The organism is Enterococcus sp. LX10 (assembly GCF_023539285.1).
GTDB lineage: Bacteria > Bacillota > Bacilli > Lactobacillales > Enterococcaceae > Enterococcus > Enterococcus faecalis.
This window is the reverse complement of record NZ_CP092784.1, coordinates 1,129,047-1,154,165: the sequence shown is the minus strand read 5'-3', so window position 1 is coordinate 1,154,165 and position 25,119 is coordinate 1,129,047. Positions and strand designations below refer to the sequence as shown.

Genomic DNA, 25,119 nt, shown 5'->3' with positions numbered 1-25,119 from the left:
ATAAATCACTAAGAATTGAAGGACTTGGTCTCCAAAAATTATAGAACAATTTTCGGAAATTCCTTCTTATTTCTCGGAGTTAAACACTTCTGTCCCGACCTCCTTATTATTCTTTATTCATTTATTCCGAGGTCTGCTTCAAAGGCTTCTAATTCTGCAAGGTGTGTTTCTGGATAAGCAAAGCATGTTGAAAAATGCCACTCCCCACCACTTGTACCAAAATAACCTGGCAGTAATTCCAAAGCCAATAATGCTTCTGATGTTTCTTTTTCCGGTAACGTAATCTGAAAAGTAGTCGCTGGAACAAAACCGAACTTCTTATAGTAAGTTGGATGGCCCAAGATAATCAATCCGCCGATGCCTAATTCTTTGGCCTTCTGCACAGAATGCTTAATTAACGCGGAGCCTACGCCCGTGTTCTGAACTTCTGGATGGACACTTAGCGGCCCAACGGTCAAAACAGCCTTTTCTGTATGATCAGGTAATCGTAGTTTGGCTTTTGAAGACATAATATGACCCGTTAATTTTCCTTGATCAGTTTCTGAAACTAAGGACAACTCCGGAATAAAGTCGGCACTTTCTCTTAATAAATGCACGATAAAATGTTCTGTGGGACGCCAGTTTTCGGTCAAGTTTAATCCCTTAAACGCTTGATACGTTAAACGTTCTACAGCTTGATACTCTGCAGGTTTTTCTTGACGAATCTTCATTATTTGTCCTCTGATTGTTGGAAATAGTCAGCCGTATCTCGTTCATCTTGTTTTAATTGGTCGATCAAGGCTTCAGCCCCATTGAATTTCACTTGGTCACGTAAATAATGATTCCAACGAACCACCACTTGTTCACCATAGATGTCTTGATGGAAGTCCAAAATATAGACTTCCACGGTTAAATCGCGTCCTTCTCCAAAGGTGTCATTATGACCAATTGAGCCCATGCCGACATACCATTTGCCACCAACTTCGATTTGCACAGCATAGACGCCAATTCTTGGTAAGCGCACGGTGCTTTTCACTTTGACATTAGCGGTCGGGAAACCCAATAAACGGCCCCGAGCATCGCCATGGACAACTGTTCCTTCTGTTTCATAAATATATCCTAACAACTCCGTGACCTCCTCCATTTCGCCGGCTTCCATTTTTTCGCGAATTCTTGTTGAGCTAATTTTGGCACCAGTCATTTCTTCTTTTGGTACTGTCACCACTTCAAAACGGCCTTGCGCATAAGTTGGTAACTGTTTGACTCCAGCGATTTCTTTAGGACCATACGTATAATCAAACCCAGAGACTGCCACTGCACTATTTAAATTAACGATATACTGATCGACAAAATCTTGCGGTTTTAATTGAGCAAACGCTGAAGTAAATTCGACAATATATAAAATATCAACGCCCAAGTTGGCCATTAGGCGTTCTTTTTGTTCCAAGCTAGTTAAATATTTCATATTTTCTGGTAAAACTTTTTGAAAAACGATTGATGGGTGTTGGTTGAAGGTCATCACAGCTAACTTCAAGCCTTTTTCCTCCGCAATCTTTTTGCCTGTTTCAATTACTTTTTGGTGGCCTTTGTGAACACCGTCAAAAAAGCCTAGGACCATCACGACTTCTTCATTAGGAATTTGATTGGGTTCATAGGGATGATGTAGTTGAATAACTTGCATGTGCAAAAACTTCCTTCTTTTTTATTTAATTGTTCCGTAGAACTTTACTTGGTTTCAATAATTTATCATGCGTTGGGTGTGGCATGTATAAACTAACCACTTGATTTTGGTAAAATAAGGCAACTAAGGATTCTGGCATTGCCTTTATTCCTAATTCTTTTTTGTGCAAACGCATGCCATTTTTTACTTTTTGATACAATTCATCTGATAAATCAATTCGTGGGAATTGTTCTACTGCTGTCTCAATGGGCAATAGGCATTGATCGATTGTTTCAGCAGCCATTTGTTTGGCTACTTCTTCTAACGTTAAGCATTGCGCAGCTTGCAAACCGCCACTTGCCGTTCTCGTTAAATCCGACATATGGGCAGGATAGCCTAATTTTTTGCCAGTATCCACTGATAGTGTCCGCACATAGGTTCCTTTGCCACAGACCACTTTAAACCGCCAACTTTGTGTATGAGCGGATTCGTTAAAAATTGGTTCACTAGTGCGTTCAAATGAATAAATCATAGCTTTTCGTTGGGGCCGTTCAACTTCTTCCCCGTTCCGCGCATATTCATATAAACGTTTACCATTGACTTTCACCGCAGAAAACATCGGTGGGATTTGTGTGATTTCACCTGTCATTTCGGCCATTGCTTGATCAATTTGTTCAGTTGACAGAGGTGTTGTAACTGGTTTTTTTTCAACAATTTCGCCACTAACATCTTCGGTTGTCGTAGCAAATCCAAGTGTAATTTCACCTTCATAGGTTTTGCCAGAATCTACCATGTATTCGATCACTTTCGTTCCTTTGCCAACGCAGATGGGTAAGACCCCTTCGACATCTGGATCTAACGTACCACCATGACCAATTTTTTTGGTATGTAAAATTTTTCTCAATTTAAATACGCAGTCATGACTTGTCATGCCACGTTCCTTCCATAACGGTAAAATGCCGTCCATTATAGTTCCTCCAGTTCCGATAATACTAACTTTGTCATTATAGCATAAAAGTACCTAGCTTCGCAGTCTCCATTGCTTATTCCCTTTGGCAAAATCTCTGCTAAATGCAAAAAAAGCCACAAACTCTGATAAAAGCAGAGTTTGTGGCTTTTTTTAGCTAGTAAATGATCCCCATGTATTCTGTGCGTTGCCATCGTTTGGTCCGATTGGCAAATAAATTCTCGCGCCTGTCGTATCTGTTCCACCAATGAAAACATACCCATCTGCAATATAAAACACATCGTAATAAAAGCGAGTATTTTTGGGCCAGATACCATAAATGGGTGCTGACAAACTAGGTTGTCCTGCTCTTAAAACAATGCCTTCGTCCACACCAATTAGAAATGATTTCTTCGTTTGCGGGCGCCAAAGTTCAGCAATGTCGCCGTCGTTCACATAACCTAACAAATGTCCGCTATTTTCAATACGGTAAAGGTTTTGTCGGTCCGGTAATTTCGCTGTAATTGTTCCTACCTGTGTCCAAAGTGCCTCTGCTGATAGATGTTCATTGATTAAAGCATCTGGTGTTGGATAGATTGAAGTGAAACGAATTGCTTGTCCTACTTGATATTTTGGTGCATTAGGTTTACCCGGCTGAACAATGACAGTCTCACCTGTTTCAGAAACGCCCGTTTGTAAATCTTGTGCCAACTGCGCTTTACTAATCCCCCAACGCGCTAAATAACCATAAGGATCTGTATGATCTCCCCACCAATTTTTTGTAATCCAATCATGAGTGACTATTCCATAACCTGTTCCATCGTCCAGCGAAAAATCAGCACCAATGTTCTGAGCTAAATCACGGGCCAAATTAACATAGGCAGCATAATCTTTTTTAAACGTCGCCGCATTATTCGTTCGAGCCAATTCGATTTGCGCATATGCTTTTTGGTTAGCTAAAGCACCTGCGCCATATTGAATTTGACCAGCAGGAGCTAATTGTTTCACTCGTCCACCAGATCCGACAAAATATGAGACATAAGCATTTGACCAATTTCGTTTCATATAGGCTACTTCATTGTCTAAACTGTGTGGTCCTAGGTTCCGCTCGTTTCCTGATTCATGTAAAACAATTAATTCATTGGTTGCAGAGCCTGGAAAATAAGTAAAGTTGATTGGATCCGCTTCGATGGTGTAAGCGCAAGCTGTCATCGGAATCGTTAAACTTAAGCCAATCACTAAAGCAAGTTGAATCATTAATTTTTTAAACATAGCATGCTCCTTTCTTAAAAAAGCCATGAAAGGAAAGTCAAAATAACTTCCCTTTCATGGCTTAACCCTGCAGATAAATGGCGAGACAGAAGTAATTTCTTCGGCAATCAGCCGAAAGTTCTACGTTTGTCCCGACCACTTCTACTTAATCATCTTTATTTTTTAACTGAATAAATAACTCTTTTAACTTTTTCGGCATAGGAATAAAGGTCGCAATGTTTTCAAAAAAAGAAAGTCCTTCGTTCGCAATGTAAAAAATCAGAACCATTTCCCGAATTGGCAAATTGTTCCCCACAACTTTTTCAACACGAACCGCTACGGCAACCACAAATAACATCGTCACTTTTTTCGCAATTCCGAGCATACCAATCCGACTGGACAATTCTTTTGTGGCGATTGCCTTAATCCAACCTGTGATGAAATCGACAATAATTAAAAAGAGGAAGACATCCAACAATTGATCTAATCCGCCTAATAAACGTACGACAATCCCACCGAAAATGCTTAAAAGCATTGTTATTGTGTTGAGATAACGTTCCATAAAAAGTCTCCTAAACTAGTTTGTTATTTTGTCGGAAACGGATCGTCCGTATACCAACTTCCTTGTAGGTAAACATTTCCGGCTCTGCTTGAGGCAAAAATTATCCCTTGATTTCCGATTTCATATAGTGCATTACAATTAGGATACGGAAAAACGTAAGGTGCAACTGAGAGCGGAATATTCCAGACACTAGCACTTATTTTTGAGGACATTTTGTACCCAGTTGGTATGTTAAATACTTTGGGCATGTGGTTATTCAATTTCGTTGGATCACTCAAATTACATCTTACAAATGCATCGACACGATTTCCTACCCTAATTAATACAAATTTCATATTGTCTTTATTAAAGGCCGCCTGATATTTTGCCTCGACTTCACCGACTCCACTAGCTTCATAAATGGCCATTTTAGAAGATTCAAAAGGCACACCATTGACGGTTGGCATAGTTACAAAATTCTTCACCCCAGCAATCTCTTGATCACCTGTTTGTGTCACAGCTTGACCTTTAATCGCTTCCGCAACGTTTTTCGGGTGCATATATTTACTCGTTAAAGTTCCCGCGACTGCTTCGCTGTCTGACGCGAAGCCATAATTTTCTACATTGCCTAGCCCTACTTGTTCAGCGGTTACTTGGTGCGGATTATCCTGATTTTCCACATGGGTATTGAGTTGCTCTGCTTGAACAAAACCACTCTTCGCTAAAACCGCTTGGGCATCAACAGACAGACCAATATGAAGTCCCACGTAATCAACTTCTACGCTGGCTGGCGTCACCCCATTCGATGAATCTGTATAGCTCATTAAATAAATGAACCCTTCATCTGTGATAAAATTCTGATCATTGATTTGAATTGAAAAATCGCCGAACTCTTTTGCTGATTCTTGGATTTGAGTTACCCAATTATCCGTAGTTGGTAAATACGTAGCGATTTTAATCGTTTGATTATTGGGCGCAGCGGCTTTCACACGTTGATTAATCGTAAAAAATTGAACGTTCTGGCGAATAAATGCCACCGCCTCGTCAGTTGTGAATGTTTCAAACATTTGTGGAATTAATTTTTTAGCGGCTTCAACGAGATTGAAGGCCGCTAACTGTTGTGGAATTACACCACTTTGGGTGGAGCCTGTTTTCACACCCTCATCATCACGGCTGGCCATTTTATTGTAGTCCGCTTGGGAAACTTCCTCCCAAACATCTGTTGGCTTCTTAAGAATTTTTGCCGTAAAATCAGTGGAATAACTGTTTGCATTGGTGGCTGTATTGCCGGCCGTTTTACCGTTAAAGTCTAACTTCAATTTGACAGTGGTTGGCTTAGCCAACAAAGAAATGCCATCTGCTTTTGTCATACGGTCATTCAAATCAATTTGAAGACGATTCGCTAAGGTAGCTTGTTTGATGCCTTGTGTATCTGTGCGTGCTTGGACAATTTCTGGATTACTATCACCTGCTTCTGCTACTAATTGATCGAAATCATTTCGCAAAGTATCAAATTCTTGTTTATTATTATTTGCCGTTGAAACTGCATTTCCTGCAATCGTGATTGCTGTTTTGGCATTGTTCATCGCTTGGTTAGCTGTTTCATTTGCTTGATTGCCTGCATCGGTGGCAATTTGTACGGCTTCTTTGCCAGCTTCATCTGCGATGTTTTTCGCTTCAGAAATTCCATTCGTTAACTGGACTTGGTAAGCATCAACTTTCTCAGCTGATGCATTCGACTGATCCAAGATTGCATTGATTTTAAGGCGACCTTGATTCAGGGTATCTAATTCTTCAATATGTTCTACTGACATTTCGTCACACTCCTCTAGTTTTCATTATTTTATTAAAACTGGCCACCCAATTGGGATTGAATATACACACGACAGATGACCGAAGCATCCAACCATAGTGGCTGATGAGAGAAAAATTGAAGCGTGTGATTGCCGCGTTCGATTTTTCCATCTGTTGTTTTTCGTAAATAACTCAAAATGTTTAGCCGTTGTTGTTTCAATGATAGTTGGGGTAATTTTTTGCCATCCACTACCAAATCAATGTTCGTTACAGAATGCGAAGGTCCTTTAGCAGTTGCCTTGAACGTTAATTCTGCGGTGTTTACATAAAGAATGTCCTCGTCAAAGTATAAATTCAGCTCCACTGGCTGTGTCTTGCTAAGTACTCCTTGTATTGAACGATTTAAAAGTGTCGTCGCCCCTTGTGCGTAAGTTTCGCTAATCTCTTGTTTCCGACTGAAAGCTGTCATGGTACTATGAATTGTTTCTTGCAGATTTCCCAACTCTAGCTGAATGTCTTGGGGGGCACCAAAGACATCTTTTTTACTTTCTTTTTTGATACGAAGGTTGACACTCCCAAATTCATTCGTATTAATCATGATAACCGTACCCAACCGCAAACGATCGATTGCCAAAGGTTGATCTGTTAATTTAATTAAATCAGCTGCAGTCACTACCCAAGAAACTTGTGGTTTGGTCCATTCTTCTAACATTCGCAAAGCATTTTCCTTTAATGCCTTGGGATCAGAAAAACGCTGTTCTACCCAAATTGACTCCAATAAACCATAGCGGTCAATTGCGGCCTTGTTCTCTAAATACGGAACCCCTTGATTGACCGAGCGAATATTGACTTTGTTAACACCTTCGCCTGAACCTAATGGATAAATCCGATTGATTAGCATCTTGGGATTACGTTCTATTTCAAATCCTTGCATGTTGTAACCTTCTTGAATTCGCGCAACTGGTTCTGTTGGCGGTTTGACTAATGAAATTTCAAAAGGATAGACCTCTGTATTCCATTGCCAAAGATATTCCTCTTCGAAATCGGCTGGGATGCTAAATAAAGGCTCGACTAGCCCGTTTTCATTCTCCCATTTATAGGTTAATTTCCTTGAAAAATCACATTTTTTTAGGACCCAATGCTTTGTTTTTTGTTTATTCAATAGAAATTGAATGGCCTCTTTCGTTGTTTTGTTTTTAATTTCGTGACAACCAAATAGGACAGTATCGCCTAAGGTACATAATGCTTCTGTGGCAGAGTAGTGAATTTGATTATTGTTCGCATCTTTCTTAATTGTGGTTGGCATCACGCGATATAAACCAATATATTCATTCTCATTGTCGGTCAGTTCCACCCATTGCATTTCTGCAATAAATTCATTTTTAGGATCATCTAGTGGCATGGTAAAATCTAAACTGCCAATTTTATTCTCTATTTTTTCATAACTGACTTGATAGGCATTGTCCAAAATTGCCGTATATGTTCTTTTCAAATCCAGCGCCATTAACATTTAATCACCCTCCTACACAAATCGGTTAGGATAGCGAATCGTCAAGCGGAAGTCGCTATCTTTGGCTTGAATATACAGCGGTTCATTAGGATATAGATAAAAATCGTTCATTGGTCGAATCATCGGTGCACCATTTTTTGTCAGATAAAAATTTTCAGTATCAATGATAATTTCCGAACGATCAAAGTCTCCTAAGTTAATTGTATCGTTCCGTGTTTTAATCCAAACACCACGTCCGGTTCCTGTTAAAATAATGGTCGGTTTGACTTTTAATCCTTCGACCGTAGGATAAATTTCAATTGGCCGAACTTCTTTGCCTAAATCCCCCATCGTGTAAGCCCGATTTTGAAAGGTAATCATAGTTGATCCCCAATAAGCCCCGCCTTCAATTAAAATTGGAAAATCAACTGCACCTGAGCCTGTATTCCCCATTAAGTAATTCGCTTGAAATGTAATGGTTGGCGAACCCCACATCACACTAGTCGCATCACTCCGTGTGTATTTATACGGATCAGAAAGCAATAAAGTAAAGGTGCCTGTTACTTGGTTAACGCCTTCGGGTACATCACTCACTGAAGACTTACTGCCAAACCACAGCATTTCCGGTTCATCGTTAAACCAAATAGAAACGTCTTTTTCCGTAAACAAAGCAACGTTTAAATGATTAAATGCATCTCGAAACGCTTCATTATTCACAGCTGAAAGCCGATATTTGACTGTTAATTCTCGTTCTGGAATCCGCGCATAAACGTGACGTTTACCATCACGAATCCCTAATTGATAGCTTTCAATTTCGCTTGGAACTAATTCTCGTCCTGAAACTGATAATGTTTGATAACCAGGGATGACTTTTTCTAAAAATTGGCCGTTAAAATTCAACGCTTCTGAAGGAAGAGGCGTTGAATGAGTTGCTTGATTGGTATCAACAAATTTATACATATTATCCTCTCCTTCCTAAGCGGTTATTTTGTTTCACTTGTTGTCGTTGTAACTCTGTTGCTAAATAAGGCGCCGTAGTTGCTGCAACAACTTTTCCATCTAACGTTGACTCTACTGTCACAAATAATGGTCGATTGTATGCATCATTTTCTAAACGATGGTCAATCGTTGCCGTGAAGTTTCCTCGACCAGCTAAGTCCAAGGCAAAATCATTTAACAGCGGTAAATCTAAAATAGAAGCCATTGCTCTACTAACGGCTGTTTCGCCTGCATAAATCCCCGTGGCAATCGTGCCGCCGAAATTCAATTTATGCAAATCAGATAAGGGACCTTCTTTTGCTGGTGAAAATGGTAAAAAGTTACGAATTTTACTGACGACCCCATCGATTGCTTCTTTGGCTTTTCCAATTGCGCCTGTAATTCCATCAGCAATCATGCCGACAATATTCGCACCGGCATCGGTGAATTTTGAAAACCAACCTTGGATTGCTTGCCAAGCACCTTCAATTACAGAACCAATGGCAGTTTTTACCTGATCGGCTGCATTGGTAACCCCATTTTTGATATTTTCAACTAACTGTCCGCCCGAAGCTAACAGTTGACCAAAATAAGAACCAATCTTCGTGATCATTTGTGAGATTAATGTTCCTGCTGCGGACAGCAAGGCACCCAATAGACTGAGTACACCATTAATTAAGGCTTGAATCAGTTGAATCCCAGCACTTAACAACTGTGGCAACGCATTGATTAACGCACCCATTAAAGCGGTAATTAGCGTAATTGCTGCAGTAACCAGTTGCGGTAAAATTGAAATAATCCCTTGGATCAAAGCCATTAGCAATTTGACACCTGCGCTGATGATTTGTGGTAAGGCACCAATTAAGGCATTTACCAATGTCAAAATTAAGGTAATAGCTGCTGCAACTAAGGTTGGTAAAATCGAAATAATCCCTTGAATTAACGCCATTAACAATTTGACACCTGCGCTGATAATCTGTGGTAAGGCACCTATCAACGCAGTCACTAACGCTAGAATAATCGTCAGTGCTGATTGAATTAACTGAGGTAAAATCGTCATAATCCCAGTGATTAATGCCATCAAAATTTGTAAACCAGCAGTCAAAATCAACGGTAACATAGTAACAAATGCATTAACTAAGGCCGTGATAATTGAAACACCTGCTGTAACTAGCATTGGTAACGCTGTGACAAAAGCTGTCACTAATGTAGTGATGATATTAATCGCTGCAGTTGTAATTGTTGGCAAGGCGGTGACAATCGCATTAACTAAAGTCATTAATAAGCTCAAACCAACTTCTATCAACATTGGTAAGACTGTTGTAATCCCCTGAATCAACGTAGTAATAATTTGTGTTGCCGCTTCAATTAAGACGGGCAAATTGGCAACGATCGCACCAACAATTAACGTAATTAAACTAGATAACGCGGTTACGATGCTTGGAATAGCTTCTGTTATTTTCCCGAGAATACTGGTTAAGACGGTTGTAAAAAGTTGTATAACTTTCGGTAGATTAGCCGCAAACATTGTTGTAACCGATGTAATCGTGTTACCTAAATTATCAAAGACTTGGGTAATACCACCCGCACTCAAATCACCGGTTTTCATCCAGGCCGTCACGAATGAAACAATCAAGGAAATAATTAGACCAAACGGCCCAGAAATTCCTAATGCAGCCAGTGCAACTTTTGTCAGAACTTTTACCAAAAGACCAACCGCTAAACCAGCTTTGTCAAAGGTACCACCAAATTGCCCTAATAAGTTACTACCTAATTGCAAACCGCTGGCAAAAACGCCCGTTAGCACACGACCAATTGTTGAAAAAATAGTCGCCATTTTCTCTAAGCCTACTGCAAAAAATTGTTTAAAAACTGCCATTACTTGCTGAAAGGCCGGCTGGATCTGTTGTAGCAATCCTACCAATTTGCCAAACGCCGCTGAAACAGCTCCTTGAATGGCACTAGCTAAGCGATTGATACTATTTCTAAATGTTTCATTGGTTTTATAGAAATAAACAAACGCTGCTACAGCTGCTAAAACGGCTGCTACAATTAAAATTAATGGTCCTCCACTTAAGGCACTAAAACTAGCACTTAGTTTTGATAAGCCACCACCTAACTTCCCAATGTTTCCTTGTACAAGAGCCAAACCAGCACTAAACTGTTGAAATTTTTGCTGAGCCATCGTTACCATAATCAGCATGGGCCCAATGGCGGCTAAAATGCCCATAATGGCAACAATAAAAACTTGGACGGGTTTTGGTAATTTGATAAATAAATTCACCAAAGCTGTAATGCCTTTGACGACTGTGATAACCACTTGAACCAAAATTTCCATTCCTGGAGCCATCACGCTTTGAATCACTTGTGCCGCCGCTTCAAATGATTGATTCATCTGAGTCAATGCCCCTTGCAACTCGCCTTGCAATGAATCAGAAATCCCTCCTGCACTGGCCATAATCAGTCCTTGCATTCCTTGAAATTCGCCACTGACCCCAGCACCGACGCCCATAGCTGTTTTTAAAACGTTCAGCATAGGTAAGGAAACGGCACTAGTCATGGCCGTCCCAAAGCTCAGCATATTATTTTGTGCATTAGTAAAGCCATCAGAGGTTTCTTTCCCCACTTTTTTAGCTGCTTCACCAGCTTGTTCAGCAGAATCTGTTAACGCTGTGTTCATTTGATCTGCTGCCTTTGCTGTTTCGTCTCCTGTTTTTTTCACTGTTTCTCCAGATTGTTGCATGACGGTTTTAAATGTGTTCATGACAGTGGCTGACTGATTGACACCCGCACTAATTTTCCCTAAATATCCACTTAATAAGGCATACTCACCGCTCATACTTTTTAATGCTTGTTGGACGCCTGCAAGGCTTTTCTTTGCCTCCGATAACGGCGTTTTTTCTTTGTCATTCTCCATCTACTCTCCTCCCTTCTCGATAGCGGCGTAGACGCTCTGCCACAGTGGCAAGTTGCGTTTTTTTCCGCTCATTTAATTTTGTTCGTTGTGGCTGGTTAGCTGCCAGAACTTCAGCAACTCGTTTTTCATAATCATAAAAACTTTTAAAGCTTTCAAAAACGGGTTTTCCTTTTTTGTTTGTCGCTTGCGCTTTAACATTTAAGTAGGCAAGCTCGTGCCTTTTCCGCTCTTCATCTACTTCTGCTAAATTAAAAGCAATCATTCGTAATTCAAATTCAGACATGGTCATCCGATCCACTTCTTCAAATGAACGACAGCCTAAGTAGCGAAAAGCAGAAAGAGCGATGTCGTGATACACGTCATCGCTCGTTTTAATTAGTTGGTCGCTTGCGCTTCTGCTTTCTTCGCTTCTTTGCTGAACTGATCGATCATTGGTTTTGTAAGAGGTTGCTTTCCCATTTCTTTAAGCAAATCATCTGAAAGTTTTTTGACATCTTGGGTCATTAACCATGCTTCAATTTCCGACTTACCTATTTTTAATTGCCCACTTTGTAAAGCTTCCATGATGTCAACTAAGATTACTGGATTGTATTGGCGTAAATAAATCATTGCTGAACTGATGCCCATGCCGAATTTGGCAGCGCCATTTTCAATTTGGTAACGTTTATCTAATTCGCGAATCGCGCCAATCGTAAATTTCACTTCAATTGTTTTTCCGTTAATCTCTAAATTCATTTTTTATCCTCCTAAAATTCAACACTTTTTTTGATTATGCGCCAGGTTGTGCTGCTTTCTCTGGAACGGTATCTTGGAACGCATATTGTGCTTCCGCAATAATATCTGCTTCTACTGTTGCAAAGCCATCTTGTGGCTTGCCATTAATAGAGGCTTCTGTTTCGATTTCTACTAATTCTTCTACATTGGCTGGTAAACTCCATGAATTTACATAACCTTGGGCATAAATTGCTGGATATTTACCTTCCGCATTTTTTTCACCTTTTAAATCAACGTCCCAAAATTCCATTAAGATGCCATCTTCGACTGCGTCTTTCATGTATAAATTTTCATCATCTCGAGAGGCTAAACCGCTTAACGATAACGTAACTTCTAAACCAGAAACAGCATTCGCAACGCCATCTTTTGTTTGCGTACCGCTCGATTCACGTGAGAATTCCCATTCATGTTCAATTTGAAATAAGGGTTTCATTGCTTTCTTTGTCGCTGCTTCATCCAAGCGACGAACTAATAAAATACGGTCTTTTCCTTGCATAACTTCTCCCATTGATAATTCCTCCTAGTAAAATTGCATGTGTAATGGTAGTACAGCATGCCAAATTGTTTTTTTCATTTGTTTGGTATCTTTTACCATTTGTGCTTTGACTTCTTGATGTTTGATACCCCAATTAAAATGAGCCGTTCGTTTTAAGTTACTAGTTGCCTGCCGTAAAATCGTTCCTTTAATTGTAGAAATTTGTTGTCGTTCAGATAACGCACCATAAACATGCATTATTAATTCAATCTCTCCCAAAATAGCTGATTTAGTTGGCTTAGGTAATTCTTTACTATCACCTAAGTAAACAAATGGCTGATCTGGTAAATCTGTCGGCAGTTCCTCTAGCAACAAAAATCCTGACGTCTGGCAGATTGCAACAAGGGCTTCATATAACTCTTGTTCCGCTTCATTCATTTTTAGCGCCACCTTTCCATTCAAAAAATTCAGGATTGGTTAACAAATTGGCTCTCTTCTAGTCAAAATGAAGGATCTTGAAAGTAGCCGGCATTTTCTGCTCCTTCATAGCTGACACAAGAAAGCAGTCAAAATCATAGAATTCCGTGTCTTCATTTTTTTTGATTGCCTCACGTTTATCTATCTCTTTCGACACTATTAATTTACCATGTTGACACCTGAAAAAATTCCACGCTTTTTCCATGTTTACATCCCTAGTTCATCCGCCACCGCTTCAAAGAAATGATTTCTTAATTTATAGGCTTGGCTTTTACTAATAAATAATTGCTGGGCAAGTCCAATTAATGTTAAAGAGGGCCGTTTTTTCATATATAGTTCTTCAATAATCACGCGCGTTTGTTCATCCGCTTCAGCTAAACAATTTTTGATAATGTCTCGATTTCTCTCTAAATTCCACAGACGACGATCCATAGCTATCGTAATCGCCATTCGTTCGGTCACTACAGAGTGAAGTCCTTGTCCTCTAATACCCGCATTTAAATCTGCTTCTTGATAAGGGTGCCGTAGTTCTTCTTCCCGTTGACGGATATATTCATCTGTTTTATAAAAGTCTGCTAAAATATCTTTGATATAATTAAATGTTGACGTACGCATTGGTTAATCTCCTTTACTTTTATTCATTTAAAAGTGTTAATCGATAAATAAAATAACACTCTTTCGACATTTCTAAGCCATGACGAATCGCTTCATCTGAATAACCGAGCCAAATTAAATAGAGATACTCGCTTTTTGTAAACGATGCGGCCTTGATGGATTGGATGGGTCTTGATTGATCCATCGACCAATTACCGATTGCTTGTCCTAATTCTTGAATTTCCTGCATAATAAGTTTATTTTTTTGACTTGCCCAATCGGGATATTGATTCATTAGTTGTAAGAGTCGTTTTCTTTTTTGTGCTTTTTCGCTTTGTTGCTTTGAAATATCTTTAAATACAACGCTTTTCATTTCAAATAAATCTTTTTTACGTTTTGTTAAATTACTCATGTTTACGGCCTTCTCTTTCACCAATTAGATAACCTAACATCAGTGTCATTGTCCAAAAGATAAACCCAATAATAATTGTTAACATATTTATTTCACACTCCTCATTCGTTTGTCTGTTGTGTCTTTATATTGGAAAACATAACCACTGGCGTGCTTCATTAGACGAGAAATAATGCGTGTTCCATAGGCCTCCACCAGTTGTCTTCCAGAAAAATTAGTAGTAAAAATAGTTGCTTTATTCTGTCTAGCTTCTAAAATTCGGTTTAAGATGTCATTGTTAAAATCCGTACTAACTTTATTTTTAATTCCTAATTCAGCACCTAAATCATCTAAAACCAAAACGTCTGCTTTTTTCATTCTAGTAATATACGCTTGAGCCTTTGCTTGACTTTTGGCCGACTCATTCATGGACATTTTTAGTTTTTCTAATAACTCAGAGTAGCTGACAAATAAACAATACTTTTGATATGCAGAGCGTTCTAAGACTTCAACTAAAATACTGATAGCCAAATGACTTTTACCAACACCAGGTTTCCCTGAAAAAATAACGTGGATTGGCTTTCCTTCAACAATCGCTGAAACTGCTGCTAAGGCCCGTTCTTTTGCTTGTCTTGTTTCTAATTCAGTGGTTTGGTAATTGGTTAAGCGACATTGCCGTAGCGCATCATCAGCAATTAAGGACCCTTGATGAAAAAATTTTTGTGTACGCGCCATAAAACTCTCTTGAGAACGTTGCTGAGTGGCTTCGTGTTCATGTTTTTTTAGCATTTTATACCCACACGACCAACAAGTTGGGGCACAACGTTCTGTGCCATCTTTATTTTTTTGTTGCCAAACATATTGTTCACTGCCACATTCAGGACAACGGTCTTCAACTTTTTCTAACAATTGACTCAATAGTATTTGAAAAGTTTGATCTGTCGCATGCATACTGATTTCCTCCTTTCTTTAAAAACCTAACTCTTGATATTCTTCTGTCATTTGCAGCGCATGCTCCGACACTTGTTTTTTATCATTTACTAGAACTTCATGTACGGATAAATAATTTTGTTGCTCCCAACTTTTCAAAATAGCATTTACATAGCCATAATTCCGTTTATTTCGATCGATGGCAATTCCTAAAGCATGCAAGATTAATTGGCATGCTTCCTCTTGGCTAGCCCCTTTTTGCATAAAATCTTGCAACCAATACTTAAAATCTTGGCTTGTTTTTGAGGCCAGTGTACCAAAGCCGTTTTCCTCATAAAAATGATAAATCATCTTTAAACAATCGTTTTCTGAACTACTACCTTGACTCTGACCTAACTTAGACTGGATTATGCTTTCCTGTGGTAACCGTTGGTAGTCAGCTGGTTGACCACTGACAGACGATTCTGCTTTAAACGTATAAGCTTTGCTATTTTTTTCAACAATCTGATTTTTCTCTTCTTGATACAAGGTTGGTTTGTAACGATCACTGCGAATATAATTATGAATTTTCCAATGTTTGATAACGATCACACCACTTTCAAATACTAGAATAAATTTTTTAACCATTAGCAATTTTAGATCGTCTTCCCCACAACCGACCATTCGCTGCAATTTTTTGGGATTATTGATAAATCCATCATCATCGGCACGCATCGCTAAATGAAAATACAGAGCCTGACTTGATAAGGGCATATCTAAAAACGCATCACTATCAATAATCGTTTTTGCAAACATGCGTCGTTCTGCCAATCCGCTTCTCTCCTTTTAACTAAATTATTGTTACTCTGTCAGTAATTCCATGAGGCCAATCATACCAATCACGATGGCCCCAATTTTTATTGAGACACTGCTTATTAATAAAATAATTGCTAAAAGTAACATATCCGACAACGTTTTTTTATAGTTCCGACTCATTTCTTCACCCTTTCTACAAAGATACGGTTTTCCGAACAAATTGCTTAAAAAAATTTGTTCAGTTAACCGAACATTTGAATGGCTCTATCTTAGCACCAAATATTTTCACTGTCAACTCGTAAGTTCGGTTTTATGAACCGGTGATTTTAATTGCGATTGTTACTTGCCTTCTCTAAACAGGTATAGTATACTTTGAGGCAATAGGAGGTTCGGAAATATGAACATTTTTGCTATCCGTTTAAAAGAGGCTTTAACAGCCAAGAACATCAAACCTAGTGATTTAGCGAAAAAAACTGGCATCGGTAAATCTTCAATCAGCGATTGGCTAGCTGGTCGTTACGAAGCAAAACAAGACAAAGTTTATCGCATTGCAGATGCATTAGACATTAATGAGGCCTGGTTGATGGGGCAAGAAGTTCCCATGGAAAAAAATGCCTCAACTATCGACCGCATTTATAAAAAATTAGAGCCCCAACGACAAGCCATCGTTTATCAATTTGCCGAACAACAATTACACGAACAACAAACGCAAGCAGAAATTCTCTCATTCCCTCGCCGTGACGAAATGACACTGGCTGCCCACGCTGGGGATCCAGAAAAGATATTTTCAAAAGAAGAAATCGAGAAAATTCACGATTACTTGGATGAAATTGATGCCAAATATCAACAATCGATTTCTTCTGACAAAAAAGAGGATTAACTTCCCATCTACTCTTTTTATTAAGTAATGGCAGGTGAATGGTAAAGTGAATGATTATGAAAAACTCGTCAGTTCCATTCAAAAGGATGTGACGGTTTTAGAAATTGATTTATACAATCAAACAGGTTGTTATGGGTTGTATCGAAATGGCAAAATTTATATTGAAAAAACATTGAGTACCCGTCAAAAGAAGAACATTTTAGCCGAGGAATACGGGCATTATCAAACATCCGTTGGCACTATTTTAAATCAAAATTGTACAGAAAATCGGAAGCAAGAGTTGAAAGCTCGCAATGTGGCCTTAGAGCAATTAGTTACATTAGACGATTTAAATCGTTGCTCTGAAGCTGGCTTAAGTAACCATTATTCTTGTGCTGAATTTTTGGAAATCGATGTTGAAACATTAAAAAATGTGATTACGTACTATCGACAAAAGTATGGCGCCACTTATCTTTATAAAGGACGGATTTTTGAATTTAGGGATTATTCTGTGATGGTATTAAATACTGGGTTAACTTAAAAAGCATGGAACAAAATCAATAAGGATTTTGTTCCATGCTTAAAAGTATTCTGGAAAATTCAAGAGCGGTTTTTGTACCAATGGTTAATATGTCCGACGCCAAGCATAAGATTTGGGACAAGTATGAGGACGAATATAAATGACGGCCAAAATCCGATGAACTGAATAATATGTTCCCGCATACTATGTAGTACAAAGAAGAAAAGAAAAAAGTACAGGGAACTCTTGCCTGAACCCATTTCTTTTAAATAACGATCTCCATTTTTATAGAAAACAACAATTCTTTTCATCTTTGCACCTCCATGACTATTTTATCAAGAAATCATGAAAAGAAAAAGCACACCATTCGTCTGGTGTGCTTTTTCTTTTTAATTATTCACCTTGATTCAACTTACGAATCAACTCATCAATGTGATTTCCGTATTGGACAGATTCGTCTCTTTCAAAAATCAACTCTGGTGTTTTATACAAGGTTAACCGTTGTCCTAATTCTTTACGAATCAGTCCTTTGGCTTTGTCTAAGCCTTGTTGAGCTTTTTGTTGTTCGGAAGCTAAATCAGATAACAAGCTGTAATAAATCGTTGCTTGTTGTAAATCACCGGTCACACGAACATCTGTAATAGTGATGCCTTGGACGCGTGGATCTCTGATGCGTTTGTTCAAGATATCATTCACTTCACGCATGATTTCTTGACCTACACGACGGTCACGATAATTTGCCATAGTGTCTTCCTCCAATTACTAAAATTATTGTTTGATTTCTTCCATAATGAAGCCTTCAATCGCATCATCTACACGTAAATCATTGAAGTTTTCAATCATAGCACCACATTCAAAACCAAGTTTGACTTCTTTCACGTCATCTTTAAAGCGTTTCAAGCTTGCTAATTTACCTTCATAAATAACAATACCATCACGAATGACACGCACGCCACTATCGCGGCGAATAAAGCCTTCTGTAACATAACAGCCAGCGATTGTGCCAACTTTAGATACTTTGTACAATTCACGAACCGTCATTTGACCCGTAATTTTTTCTTCAAATTCTGGATCTAATAACCCTTTCATCGCTGTTTCGATTTCTTCTAGGGCTTTATAGATAATACGGTGTAAACGAATATCAACTTCTTCTTGTTCTGCTTGTTGTTTTGCTTGTGGTGTTGGGCGAACGTTAAAGCCGATAATAATCGCATTACTTGCTGCGGCTAAAGTTACGTCGCTTTCATTGATGGCCCCAACTGCCGCGTGAACAATTTTCACACGAACGCCTTCTACATCAATTTTTTGTAAACTTGCTGAAACGGCTTCGGCAGATCCTTGTACGTCTGCTTTGACAATGATATTAACTTCTTTTAATTCGCCTTCTTTTAGGCTTTCAAATAAGTTATCCAATGTCACACGGCTACTTGCTGAACGTTGTTCAAGCAACGCACGTTTAGCCCGTTCTTCCCCTGCTTGACGTGCTGTTTTTTCATCTTCAAAGACCACAAAACGATCACCCGCTTGAGGAACATCATTTAATCCGGTAATTTCCACAGGAGTTGCTGGTCCTGCTTCTTTATCACGGCGGCCCATGTCATTGGTCATCACACGAACACGTCCATAAGTATTACCAACAACGATTGGATCACCAACATGTAAAGTTCCTTGTTGAACGAGTAATGTCGCAACCGGGCCTTTACCTTTATCTAAGCGCGCTTCAATCACTGTTCCAATTGCTTTTTGCGTTGGATCAGCTTTTAAGTCTTCTACTTCAGCAATCAGTAAAATATTTTCCAATAGTTCATCAATGTTTTGATTGAATTTCGCTGAAATATTGACGAAAATCGTATCTCCGCCCCACTCTTCAGGAATTAATTCATGTTCACTTAATTCTTGTTTCACATGATCAGGGTTCGCACCAGGCTTATCAATTTTGTTAACTGCTACAATAATTGGCACTTTTGCCGCTTTGGCATGGTTAATCGCCTCGATTGTTTGTGGCATTACTCCATCGTCCGCTGCAACAACTAAGATGGTAATATCAGTGATGCTGGCACCACGCGCGCGCATACTAGTAAAGGCCGCATGTCCTGGTGTATCTAAGAACGTAATTGGTTTGCCATCAATATCTAACTGATAGGCACCAATATGCTGCGTGATTCCGCCCGCTTCACCTGAAGTCACACGAGAATGACGCAATGTATCTAATAATGTTGTTTTCCCGTGGTCTACGTGTCCCATGATTGTGACAACAGGGGGACGTGTGGTTAAGTTTTCTTCAACAACTGCTTCCGGTTCGAAGAATTTATCAATGTCCGCAATATCAACTTGGACTTTTTCTTGCGGTTCCATGCCATAGTCCACAGCTAATAATTCAATTGTATCTTTATCTAAGGCTTGGTTTTGGTTAACCATGACACCCATCATAAATAATTTTTTGATGATTTCCGCTGGTTCGCGGTGGATTTTTTTCGCAATATCCGCCACATTCATACCTTCTGTATATTCTAAAACATCTGGTAATTCACGGAATTTACGTGCTGGTACTGCTGGCTTCGCTGATTCTTGTTGATGTTTGCCTTTTTTCCCTTTTTTATTGAAACGATTGCGGTTTTGGTTATTAAAGTTATTCCGGTTATTACGATTTTGACCGCCACCAAAATTGTTGTTACGGTTTTGGCCGCCACGGTTTTGGTTGTTCCCGCCATTGTTATTTTGGCTTGTCCGATTTTGATTCGTTGTAGAACCGTTATTGTTTTGGGTATTGCGGTTTTGATTGTTTGTATTTGTTTGATTGCTACGGTTTTGTGTGTTGCTTTGGCCGTGACGATTTTGGTTGTTGTTGTTTCTTTGTTGTCCATTCGTTGATTGGTTTTTTGGACGATTTTGGTTATTTCTTTGTTCACCAGGTTTATTGTTCATTGGTTTCTTATTGGCTGGTTTATTTTGTGTTGTTTGTTGCTTTTGGTTGTTTGTTGCTTTTGATTGAGTATTTACGGTACTTCCTCCTCCGAATGCTTGACGAAGCTTTGTTTCTTGCTCGGAACTAATTGCGCCCATATGGTTTTTAACATCCATACCTAATTGATGCGCTTTATCGACAACGTCTTTGCTTGCTTTATTCATTTCTTTTGCTAGTTCATAAATTCTTTTTTTTCCCATGCAATCACCTTCCTAACCTTTTAGTAATTCCTTGATTTTGGTGGCAAATCCTGCATCAGTTACTCCGATAACCATTCGTGGTCGCCCAATCGCTTGGCTGAGCTCGAATTGACTGAACAGTTCGCTAACAGGAACATTATAATAAGAACTTTTGTCCTTGATTTTCTTTCTAGTATTCTCACTGGCATCTTGTGCAACAAACACAAATTTCGCTTTGTTTGCACGAATATCTTTAAGGGTTAATTCCTCACCTGTGACTAATTTACCGGCGCGCATTGCTAAACCTAAAAGGTTCAAAATTTTGGTTTTATTTTCCATCGCCAAACAACTCTTTGCGGGCTTTTTGATGTGTTACATAATCCAATAGTTCTTGATAAAATTCATCACTTAATTTTGTTTCTAAGACACGATCAAGAATTTTTTTATCCCAAGCTTTTTGGACTTCCGCAGGATCCAAATCAACGTAAGCGCCACGTCCAGGTAATTTACCAGTTGGATCTAAGGCCACTTCACCTTCTTTGGAGCGAGTAATTCTGACTAATTCTTTTTTCGGTTTCATTTCGCCTGAAACAACCGATTTACGCATTGGAATTTTTCTCTTTTTCATTTTTTCACCCTCCAAAAACGTTATTCTTGTTCAGGTAATTCTTCTGTAATTTCTGCTTCAACAACTGCTTCTTCAGTAGCCAAGTTTTCGTAATCATCTGCCGTCATATCTGAATGGATAATTGCTTCATCCATTTCTTCTGCCACTTCGGCAACTTCTTGATTGGCTTGTTGTTCATAAAATTCAGCCATATCAGATTCTGATTTGATATCAATTTTATGGCCCGTTAATTTAGCAGCTAAGCGCGCATTTTGACCACGTTTACCAATTGCTAATGACAATTGATAATCAGGTACAACGACTGTACATGCTTTGCTATTTTCTGGATCAAAAATAACATCTAATACTTGAGCTGGATTCAAGGCATTACTAATATAAATAGCTGGATCTTCGTTCCATTCCACAATATCCATATTTTCGCCTTTTAATTCATTCACAATCGCTTGGACACGTTGGCCTTTTGGACCGACACAGGTACCCACTGGATCAATATTAGGATCTGTTGAACGAACAGCTACTTTTGAACGATCGCCAGCTTCACGAGCGACACTTACGATTTCAACAATTCCATCATAAACTTCTGGAATTTCTTGTTCAAAAAGACGTTTTAATAAATCTGGGTGACTACGGCTTACAAAAACTTGTGGGCCTTTTGATGTGTTTTCAACACGTGATACGTAAACTTTAATCCGATCATGCGGTTGGTAAAATTCATTTGGCATTTGATCTTGTTTTGATAAGACTGCTTCGATTTTACCCAAGTTTACATAAATATAACGACGATCTTGACGTTCAACAATTCCTTGCATGATGTCATTTTCGTATTCGCTAAATTCATTATAAATAATTGTTCTTTCTGCTTCACGGACACGTTGTAAAATTACTTGCTTTGCTGTTTGGGCAGCAATGCGGCCAAAGTCTTTTGGTGTAACTTCAAAACGAATTTTGTCGCCGATTTCATATGCCCCATTTAATGCAACCGCATCTTTTAATGAAACTTCCAATTGTGAATCAAATACTTCTTCTGTTACTTCTTTGACAGCATACACGTGAATATTGCCTTTTTTTGGTTCAAATTCAACTTCGACGTTGCTTGCTTGTCCATAATGTCTTTTATATGCAGAAACTAAAGCTGCTTGTAACGCTTCAATCACCGTATCTTTAGGAATCCCTTTTTCAGCTTCTAATACGTCTAATGCATTTAACATTTCTTTGCTCATTGTTTTTCTTTTCCTCCTATGGATTCGTTAAAGCTGAACGAGTGGTTCTTCTTCCAAGGGAAAAACTTCTCGTTAAAACTTGTCACAGGCCTAGCTAAAAGTAAAACTTTTAGTGGACCCTTTTTTACATTCGAGTCTGTTGATTAAAATTGAATGGCTAAACGAGCTTTTGCGATATTTTTACGTTCAAAAGTCATTTCCTTCACTCTGGTTTTAATTTTTACACTTAATGTTAATTGTTCTGAATCAAGATGGACTAAGGTACCCTCAATCTGTTTTTCTCCATCAACTGCTTGATAAAGAGAAATATGAATGTACTTGCCTACCGCTTGTTCATAATCGCTTTCTTTCTTTAACGGACGTTCTGCTCCCGGAGAAGAAACTTCCAGAAAGTACGCTTGCGGAATTGGATCTGGATCCATTGCATCTAGTTTTTCACTTAATTTTTCGCTGACAAAGGCACATTCCTCAATATCAATGCCACCTTCTTTATCGATAAATACTCGTAAAAACCAATTTTTTCCTTCCTTAACAAACTCTACTTCCACAAGTTCAAAATTTTGTTCTTCTAAGATTGGTGTGACTAACTTTGTTACAGTTTCCACAGCACTACTCAAAATTTTCGCCTCCTTCGAGATTGATGTAACGAACCGTGTCCTGATGACTTTTCCATCAAAAAGAGTGAGCAGAAATCCGCTCACTCCCAACTAGTATCATTACGCTAAAGATAGTATAGCACAGAACCATTCCAAACTCAAATGAACAAGCTAAATCTCTCGAAATTTGCACATTTTGTCTCGATTACTGAAACTATCTAAGCGATTATTTTTTCGTTTTAAAATAGATAGATACTCCTTGAATCAAAAGAAGGCTACCTAAGAAAAGAAACGCGTTTTCTTTTGTTTCTCCTGTTTTTGGCAATTCTTTATTACGAATCGCCTGTTTTTCAATGGTTATCGAAGTAGTTTCTGTGGTTGAATTCGTGGTAGTATCTGTTGTCCCACTCGTTGGTGGCGTGGTACTTTCTATAGGTTTTTCTGGCGTATAGTGATTAGTAAATACTTGACCTCCATCATACTGAATAGTCGCCACGAGATTTCCTAAAAGCGCCTCGACGGTTACTTGAACTTGAAGGTTGTGCGTATCGTAGGAAACACCTGCCTGTTGCGTGTTTACTTCCCGAATGGTGTATTGATAGTTTCCAGGAGTTTCAAAGGTTAATGGTGAAAATTGAATTTTCCCTAAAGTATCGTTACTAACCGTTTCTAGTACTGTGCCTTTCTCATCTAACAATTCAAATTGAAATTCAGCATCCTTCAGTGGTTTTCCTAAAAGAACTTTTCCAGCTAAAAATGAAGCAGCGACTGGTTGATATGAAATCTTATGATTCACAACAGTTTTCAGTGCAACTAAGTTTTTACCAAAGTCTTCAGGCGTTATTGGAATCTTGTTTTGCGAAAGTTGGTAACCGGTAGGTGCTTTGGTTTCTACTAAAGTATAGTTATCTTTTAACAAGCCTTTAACAATCGCTGTTCCGTTTTGATCTGTTGTGATTTTGGCCACTGTTTGATTGGTTGAGTTACGAATGAGTTCAAATTCTGCACCTGCTAAACGCTGGCCCGCTTCATCTTCTTTATGGATTTCAACAACATATTGTTCACCATTAGCTTCTCCACCACCCGTTTGTGAGACACGACTCACTTCGACTTCTTCCACCACCGTTTGATTTTCTGTTAATTTTGCATAATTTGTGAAGGTTTCACCTTTTTCGGGAAGATGATCGATTTTGGTTTTATAGGTGATACGATATTCGTTAGTCCCAATATTGCCAAAATGTACCGAAAAATTACGGTCATCAGGACCATACTGGACAGCCAACTGACCAGTTATATCTTCCTCTGGCGTGAACTGCCAAATAGCATTTCCATCCAGTGTCCATTGTCCTCGTTCAATTTTCATAGTGTCTTTCATATAACTTAAACTTTCTGTTTTTAGCACATCTTCCACTTCTAAATCAGTATACGTTTGCCCTGTTGGATTAATCCGTAGTACATTGTAAATTTCGGTTGGATCGTCTTCAATAAACCACGAATACTTGCTAAATTTTTCGTTAACATCATCGCCTTCACCTTGGTAATCAAGATCGCCAGCAAATATTTTTTCCCCTTCAACCGTGACGTAAATAGGAATCTTGGATTCATTTTCAACATTTTCGAAATCAATCAAACTTGTAAAATATAAAGACCCACTAATATTGGCATGGTTTTCTACGTAATCTGTATACGTTAACGTGACCGTTTTATTTGCTACATCGGTCTGTGCAATTGCAACCACAGCACCTGTATCATCTACTACATTAAAGGTCATATTTTTCTCGAGACGTAGCTCTTCGGGTAAAGTAATCACACTCGTATCCCCACTATTAACGGTATTATCCGGTAAGTTGAACTCAATTCGGAGGTAGATGTCTGTATATTGATTAATGGTCCCAAGTGGGTTTCCCTCTTTATCCGTTAGCTGAATCGCTGTCACAATGTTGCCCACTTGCTTACGCGGTACTACGTTTGGCGTAGCAGAAATTTGATTGGTTTCACTGGTACTAGTTGGTTCCGTTTGCGCATATCCTGTTTCAAGTTTCAGAAAAGGCGTTATCAGCGTCGACAAAAGAATGAAAAACATTCCCCAATAGACAAAACTTCTTTTTTTCATTTTTATTCAATCCTTCCTATCTAAAATAATTGGTTAGGTTTATACTAT

At 38.8% G+C, this 25,119-nt stretch carries 27 protein-coding genes; 2 read left to right on the top strand and 25 right to left on the bottom strand.

All coding sequences use genetic code 11. The features are described 5' to 3' along the window. Window positions 1–113: 113 nt before the first annotated feature. The 18 genes from MKZ30_RS05550 to MKZ30_RS13315 all read right to left on the bottom strand — a co-directional run bounded on the left by MKZ30_RS05550 (window position 114) and on the right by MKZ30_RS13315 (window position 16,171). Window positions 114–710, bottom strand: coding sequence for a GNAT family N-acetyltransferase (locus MKZ30_RS05550; protein WP_002419810.1), 597 nt, complete (start codon window positions 708–710; stop codon window positions 114–116). Next, window positions 710–1,660, bottom strand: a complete 951-nt coding sequence (ribF, locus tag MKZ30_RS05545; RefSeq protein ID WP_002363808.1) for a riboflavin biosynthesis protein RibF — start codon at window positions 1,658–1,660, stop codon at window positions 710–712. The genes MKZ30_RS05550 and ribF overlap by 1 nt, the downstream gene beginning before the upstream one ends. Before the next feature lie 25 nt (window positions 1,661–1,685). Further along, the gene (truB, locus tag MKZ30_RS05540) at window positions 1,686–2,606 is read right to left on the bottom strand and encodes a tRNA pseudouridine(55) synthase TruB (RefSeq protein WP_002419811.1); all 921 of its coding nucleotides are present in this window, start codon (window positions 2,604–2,606) and stop codon (window positions 1,686–1,688) included. 153 nt (window positions 2,607–2,759) lie between these two features. Beyond that, the gene (locus MKZ30_RS05535; protein ID WP_002419812.1) at window positions 2,760–3,884 is read right to left on the bottom strand and encodes an SH3 domain-containing protein; all 1,125 of its coding nucleotides are present in this window, start codon (window positions 3,882–3,884) and stop codon (window positions 2,760–2,762) included. A 118-nt stretch (window positions 3,885–4,002) separates the two neighbouring features. Next, on the bottom strand, window positions 4,003–4,398 hold the full coding sequence (locus MKZ30_RS05530; RefSeq protein WP_002357842.1) for a phage holin family protein: 396 nt from the start codon (window positions 4,396–4,398) through the stop codon (window positions 4,003–4,005). 23 nt (window positions 4,399–4,421) lie between these two features. Further along, window positions 4,422–6,191, bottom strand: a complete 1,770-nt coding sequence (locus MKZ30_RS05525; RefSeq protein WP_033601140.1) for a hypothetical protein — start codon at window positions 6,189–6,191, stop codon at window positions 4,422–4,424. A gap of 32 nt (window positions 6,192–6,223) precedes the next feature. After that, a complete protein-coding gene (locus MKZ30_RS05520; protein ID WP_033601139.1) occupies window positions 6,224–7,681 on the bottom strand; it encodes a phage tail protein in 1,458 nt (485 codons plus the stop codon). Window positions 7,682–7,693: 12 nt separating this feature from the next. Then, window positions 7,694–8,620 (bottom strand): distal tail protein Dit, encoded by a 927-nt coding sequence (locus MKZ30_RS05515; protein ID WP_002365553.1) that lies wholly within the window; start codon window positions 8,618–8,620, stop codon window positions 7,694–7,696. 1 nt (window position 8,621) lies between these two features. Next, on the bottom strand, window positions 8,622–11,555 hold the full coding sequence (locus MKZ30_RS05510; RefSeq protein WP_033601138.1) for a phage tail protein: 2,934 nt from the start codon (window positions 11,553–11,555) through the stop codon (window positions 8,622–8,624). Continuing rightward, entirely contained in the window at window positions 11,545–11,913 is a 369-nt protein-coding gene (locus tag MKZ30_RS05505) for a hypothetical protein (protein WP_002361692.1), read from the bottom strand. The genes MKZ30_RS05510 and MKZ30_RS05505 overlap by 11 nt, the downstream gene beginning before the upstream one ends. Before the next feature lie 17 nt (window positions 11,914–11,930). Continuing rightward, complete coding sequence (locus MKZ30_RS05500) at window positions 11,931–12,290, bottom strand: tail assembly chaperone (protein ID WP_002357848.1); 360 nt, start codon at window positions 12,288–12,290, stop codon at window positions 11,931–11,933. A 34-nt stretch (window positions 12,291–12,324) separates the two neighbouring features. Then, on the bottom strand, window positions 12,325–12,837 hold the full coding sequence (locus MKZ30_RS05495; protein WP_010715124.1) for a phage major tail protein, TP901-1 family: 513 nt from the start codon (window positions 12,835–12,837) through the stop codon (window positions 12,325–12,327). Between the two features lie 12 nt (window positions 12,838–12,849). Next, window positions 12,850–13,266, bottom strand: a complete 417-nt coding sequence (locus tag MKZ30_RS05490; protein ID WP_002382237.1) for a hypothetical protein — start codon at window positions 13,264–13,266, stop codon at window positions 12,850–12,852. 222 nt (window positions 13,267–13,488) lie between these two features. Continuing rightward, window positions 13,489–13,896, bottom strand: a complete 408-nt coding sequence (locus tag MKZ30_RS05485) for a RinA family phage transcriptional activator (protein ID WP_002360491.1) — start codon at window positions 13,894–13,896, stop codon at window positions 13,489–13,491. A 19-nt stretch (window positions 13,897–13,915) separates the two neighbouring features. After that, entirely contained in the window at window positions 13,916–14,308 is a 393-nt protein-coding gene (locus MKZ30_RS05480; RefSeq protein ID WP_016614156.1) for a hypothetical protein, read from the bottom strand. A gap of 66 nt (window positions 14,309–14,374) precedes the next feature. Beyond that, window positions 14,375–15,217, bottom strand: coding sequence for an ATP-binding protein (locus MKZ30_RS05475; protein WP_016614157.1), 843 nt, complete (start codon window positions 15,215–15,217; stop codon window positions 14,375–14,377). A gap of 18 nt (window positions 15,218–15,235) precedes the next feature. Then, window positions 15,236–15,991: a DnaD domain-containing protein gene (locus tag MKZ30_RS05470; protein WP_249958805.1), complete on the bottom strand. Its 756-nt coding sequence runs from the start codon at window positions 15,989–15,991 to the stop codon at window positions 15,236–15,238. Window positions 15,992–16,036: 45 nt separating this feature from the next. Next, a complete protein-coding gene (locus MKZ30_RS13315) occupies window positions 16,037–16,171 on the bottom strand; it encodes a hypothetical protein (protein ID WP_002360495.1) in 135 nt (44 codons plus the stop codon). Between the two features lie 217 nt (window positions 16,172–16,388). Here MKZ30_RS13315 and MKZ30_RS05465 point away from each other — a divergent pair, with 217 nt between their 5' ends. Together MKZ30_RS05465 and MKZ30_RS05460 are read left to right on the top strand one after the other, a co-directional pair. Then, window positions 16,389–16,871: a helix-turn-helix domain-containing protein gene (locus MKZ30_RS05465; protein WP_002371257.1), complete on the top strand. Its 483-nt coding sequence runs from the start codon at window positions 16,389–16,391 to the stop codon at window positions 16,869–16,871. Between the two features lie 34 nt (window positions 16,872–16,905). After that, the gene (locus MKZ30_RS05460; RefSeq protein ID WP_249958798.1) at window positions 16,906–17,391 is read left to right on the top strand and encodes an ImmA/IrrE family metallo-endopeptidase; all 486 of its coding nucleotides are present in this window, start codon (window positions 16,906–16,908) and stop codon (window positions 17,389–17,391) included. 372 nt (window positions 17,392–17,763) lie between these two features. Here the strand turns inward: MKZ30_RS05460 and rbfA are convergent, their stop codons facing one another. From rbfA to MKZ30_RS05425, 7 genes are all read right to left on the bottom strand, one after another. After that, a complete protein-coding gene (rbfA, locus tag MKZ30_RS05455) occupies window positions 17,764–18,114 on the bottom strand; it encodes a 30S ribosome-binding factor RbfA (protein ID WP_002360497.1) in 351 nt (116 codons plus the stop codon). 24 nt (window positions 18,115–18,138) lie between these two features. Next, on the bottom strand, window positions 18,139–20,535 hold the full coding sequence (gene infB, locus MKZ30_RS05450) for a translation initiation factor IF-2 (protein ID WP_002419823.1): 2,397 nt from the start codon (window positions 20,533–20,535) through the stop codon (window positions 18,139–18,141). 12 nt (window positions 20,536–20,547) lie between these two features. Then, a complete protein-coding gene (locus MKZ30_RS05445; protein ID WP_002357860.1) occupies window positions 20,548–20,853 on the bottom strand; it encodes a YlxQ-related RNA-binding protein in 306 nt (101 codons plus the stop codon). Then, window positions 20,843–21,142, bottom strand: coding sequence for an RNase P modulator RnpM (gene rnpM / locus MKZ30_RS05440; RefSeq protein ID WP_002363794.1), 300 nt, complete (start codon window positions 21,140–21,142; stop codon window positions 20,843–20,845). The genes MKZ30_RS05445 and rnpM overlap by 11 nt, the downstream gene beginning before the upstream one ends. A 20-nt stretch (window positions 21,143–21,162) precedes the next feature. Beyond that, a complete protein-coding gene (nusA, locus tag MKZ30_RS05435) occupies window positions 21,163–22,362 on the bottom strand; it encodes a transcription termination factor NusA (RefSeq protein WP_002360499.1) in 1,200 nt (399 codons plus the stop codon). Window positions 22,363–22,505: 143 nt separating this feature from the next. Beyond that, entirely contained in the window at window positions 22,506–22,979 is a 474-nt protein-coding gene (rimP, locus tag MKZ30_RS05430) for a ribosome maturation factor RimP (protein WP_002357863.1), read from the bottom strand. 205 nt (window positions 22,980–23,184) lie between these two features. Continuing rightward, window positions 23,185–25,071, bottom strand: coding sequence for an Ig-like domain-containing protein (locus MKZ30_RS05425; RefSeq protein ID WP_033601203.1), 1,887 nt, complete (start codon window positions 25,069–25,071; stop codon window positions 23,185–23,187). Window positions 25,072–25,119 lie beyond the last annotated feature (48 nt).

Coding starts and splice junctions, on each gene's coding strand:
- MKZ30_RS05550 (WP_002419810.1), bottom strand. CDS start 710: ATGAAGATTCGTCAAGAAAAACCTGCAGAGTATCAAGCTGTAGAACGT.
- ribF (WP_002363808.1), bottom strand. CDS start 1,660: ATGCAAGTTATTCAACTACATCATCCCTATGAACCCAATCAAATTCCT.
- truB (WP_002419811.1), bottom strand. CDS start 2,606: ATGGACGGCATTTTACCGTTATGGAAGGAACGTGGCATGACAAGTCAT.
- MKZ30_RS05535 (WP_002419812.1), bottom strand. CDS start 3,884: ATGGCTTTTTTAAGAAAGGAGCATGCTATGTTTAAAAAATTAATGATT.
- MKZ30_RS05530 (WP_002357842.1), bottom strand. CDS start 4,398: ATGGAACGTTATCTCAACACAATAACAATGCTTTTAAGCATTTTCGGT.
- MKZ30_RS05525 (WP_033601140.1), bottom strand. CDS start 6,191: ATGTCAGTAGAACATATTGAAGAATTAGATACCCTGAATCAAGGTCGC.
- MKZ30_RS05520 (WP_033601139.1), bottom strand. CDS start 7,681: ATGTTAATGGCGCTGGATTTGAAAAGAACATATACGGCAATTTTGGAC.
- MKZ30_RS05515 (WP_002365553.1), bottom strand. CDS start 8,620: ATGTATAAATTTGTTGATACCAATCAAGCAACTCATTCAACGCCTCTT.
- MKZ30_RS05510 (WP_033601138.1), bottom strand. CDS start 11,555: ATGGAGAATGACAAAGAAAAAACGCCGTTATCGGAGGCAAAGAAAAGC.
- MKZ30_RS05500 (WP_002357848.1), bottom strand. CDS start 12,290: ATGAATTTAGAGATTAACGGAAAAACAATTGAAGTGAAATTTACGATT.
- MKZ30_RS05495 (WP_010715124.1), bottom strand. CDS start 12,837: ATGGGAGAAGTTATGCAAGGAAAAGACCGTATTTTATTAGTTCGTCGC.
- MKZ30_RS05485 (WP_002360491.1), bottom strand. CDS start 13,896: ATGCGTACGTCAACATTTAATTATATCAAAGATATTTTAGCAGACTTT.
- MKZ30_RS05475 (WP_016614157.1), bottom strand. CDS start 15,217: ATGCATGCGACAGATCAAACTTTTCAAATACTATTGAGTCAATTGTTA.
- MKZ30_RS05470 (WP_249958805.1), bottom strand. CDS start 15,991: ATGTTTGCAAAAACGATTATTGATAGTGATGCGTTTTTAGATATGCCC.
- MKZ30_RS13315 (WP_002360495.1), bottom strand. CDS start 16,171: ATGAGTCGGAACTATAAAAAAACGTTGTCGGATATGTTACTTTTAGCA.
- MKZ30_RS05465 (WP_002371257.1), top strand. CDS start 16,389: ATGAACATTTTTGCTATCCGTTTAAAAGAGGCTTTAACAGCCAAGAAC.
- rbfA (WP_002360497.1), bottom strand. CDS start 18,114: ATGGCAAATTATCGTGACCGTCGTGTAGGTCAAGAAATCATGCGTGAA.
- infB (WP_002419823.1), bottom strand. CDS start 20,535: ATGGGAAAAAAAAGAATTTATGAACTAGCAAAAGAAATGAATAAAGCA.
- MKZ30_RS05445 (WP_002357860.1), bottom strand. CDS start 20,853: ATGGAAAATAAAACCAAAATTTTGAACCTTTTAGGTTTAGCAATGCGC.
- rnpM (WP_002363794.1), bottom strand. CDS start 21,142: ATGAAAAAGAGAAAAATTCCAATGCGTAAATCGGTTGTTTCAGGCGAA.
- nusA (WP_002360499.1), bottom strand. CDS start 22,362: ATGAGCAAAGAAATGTTAAATGCATTAGACGTATTAGAAGCTGAAAAA.
- MKZ30_RS05425 (WP_033601203.1), bottom strand. CDS start 25,071: ATGAAAAAAAGAAGTTTTGTCTATTGGGGAATGTTTTTCATTCTTTTG.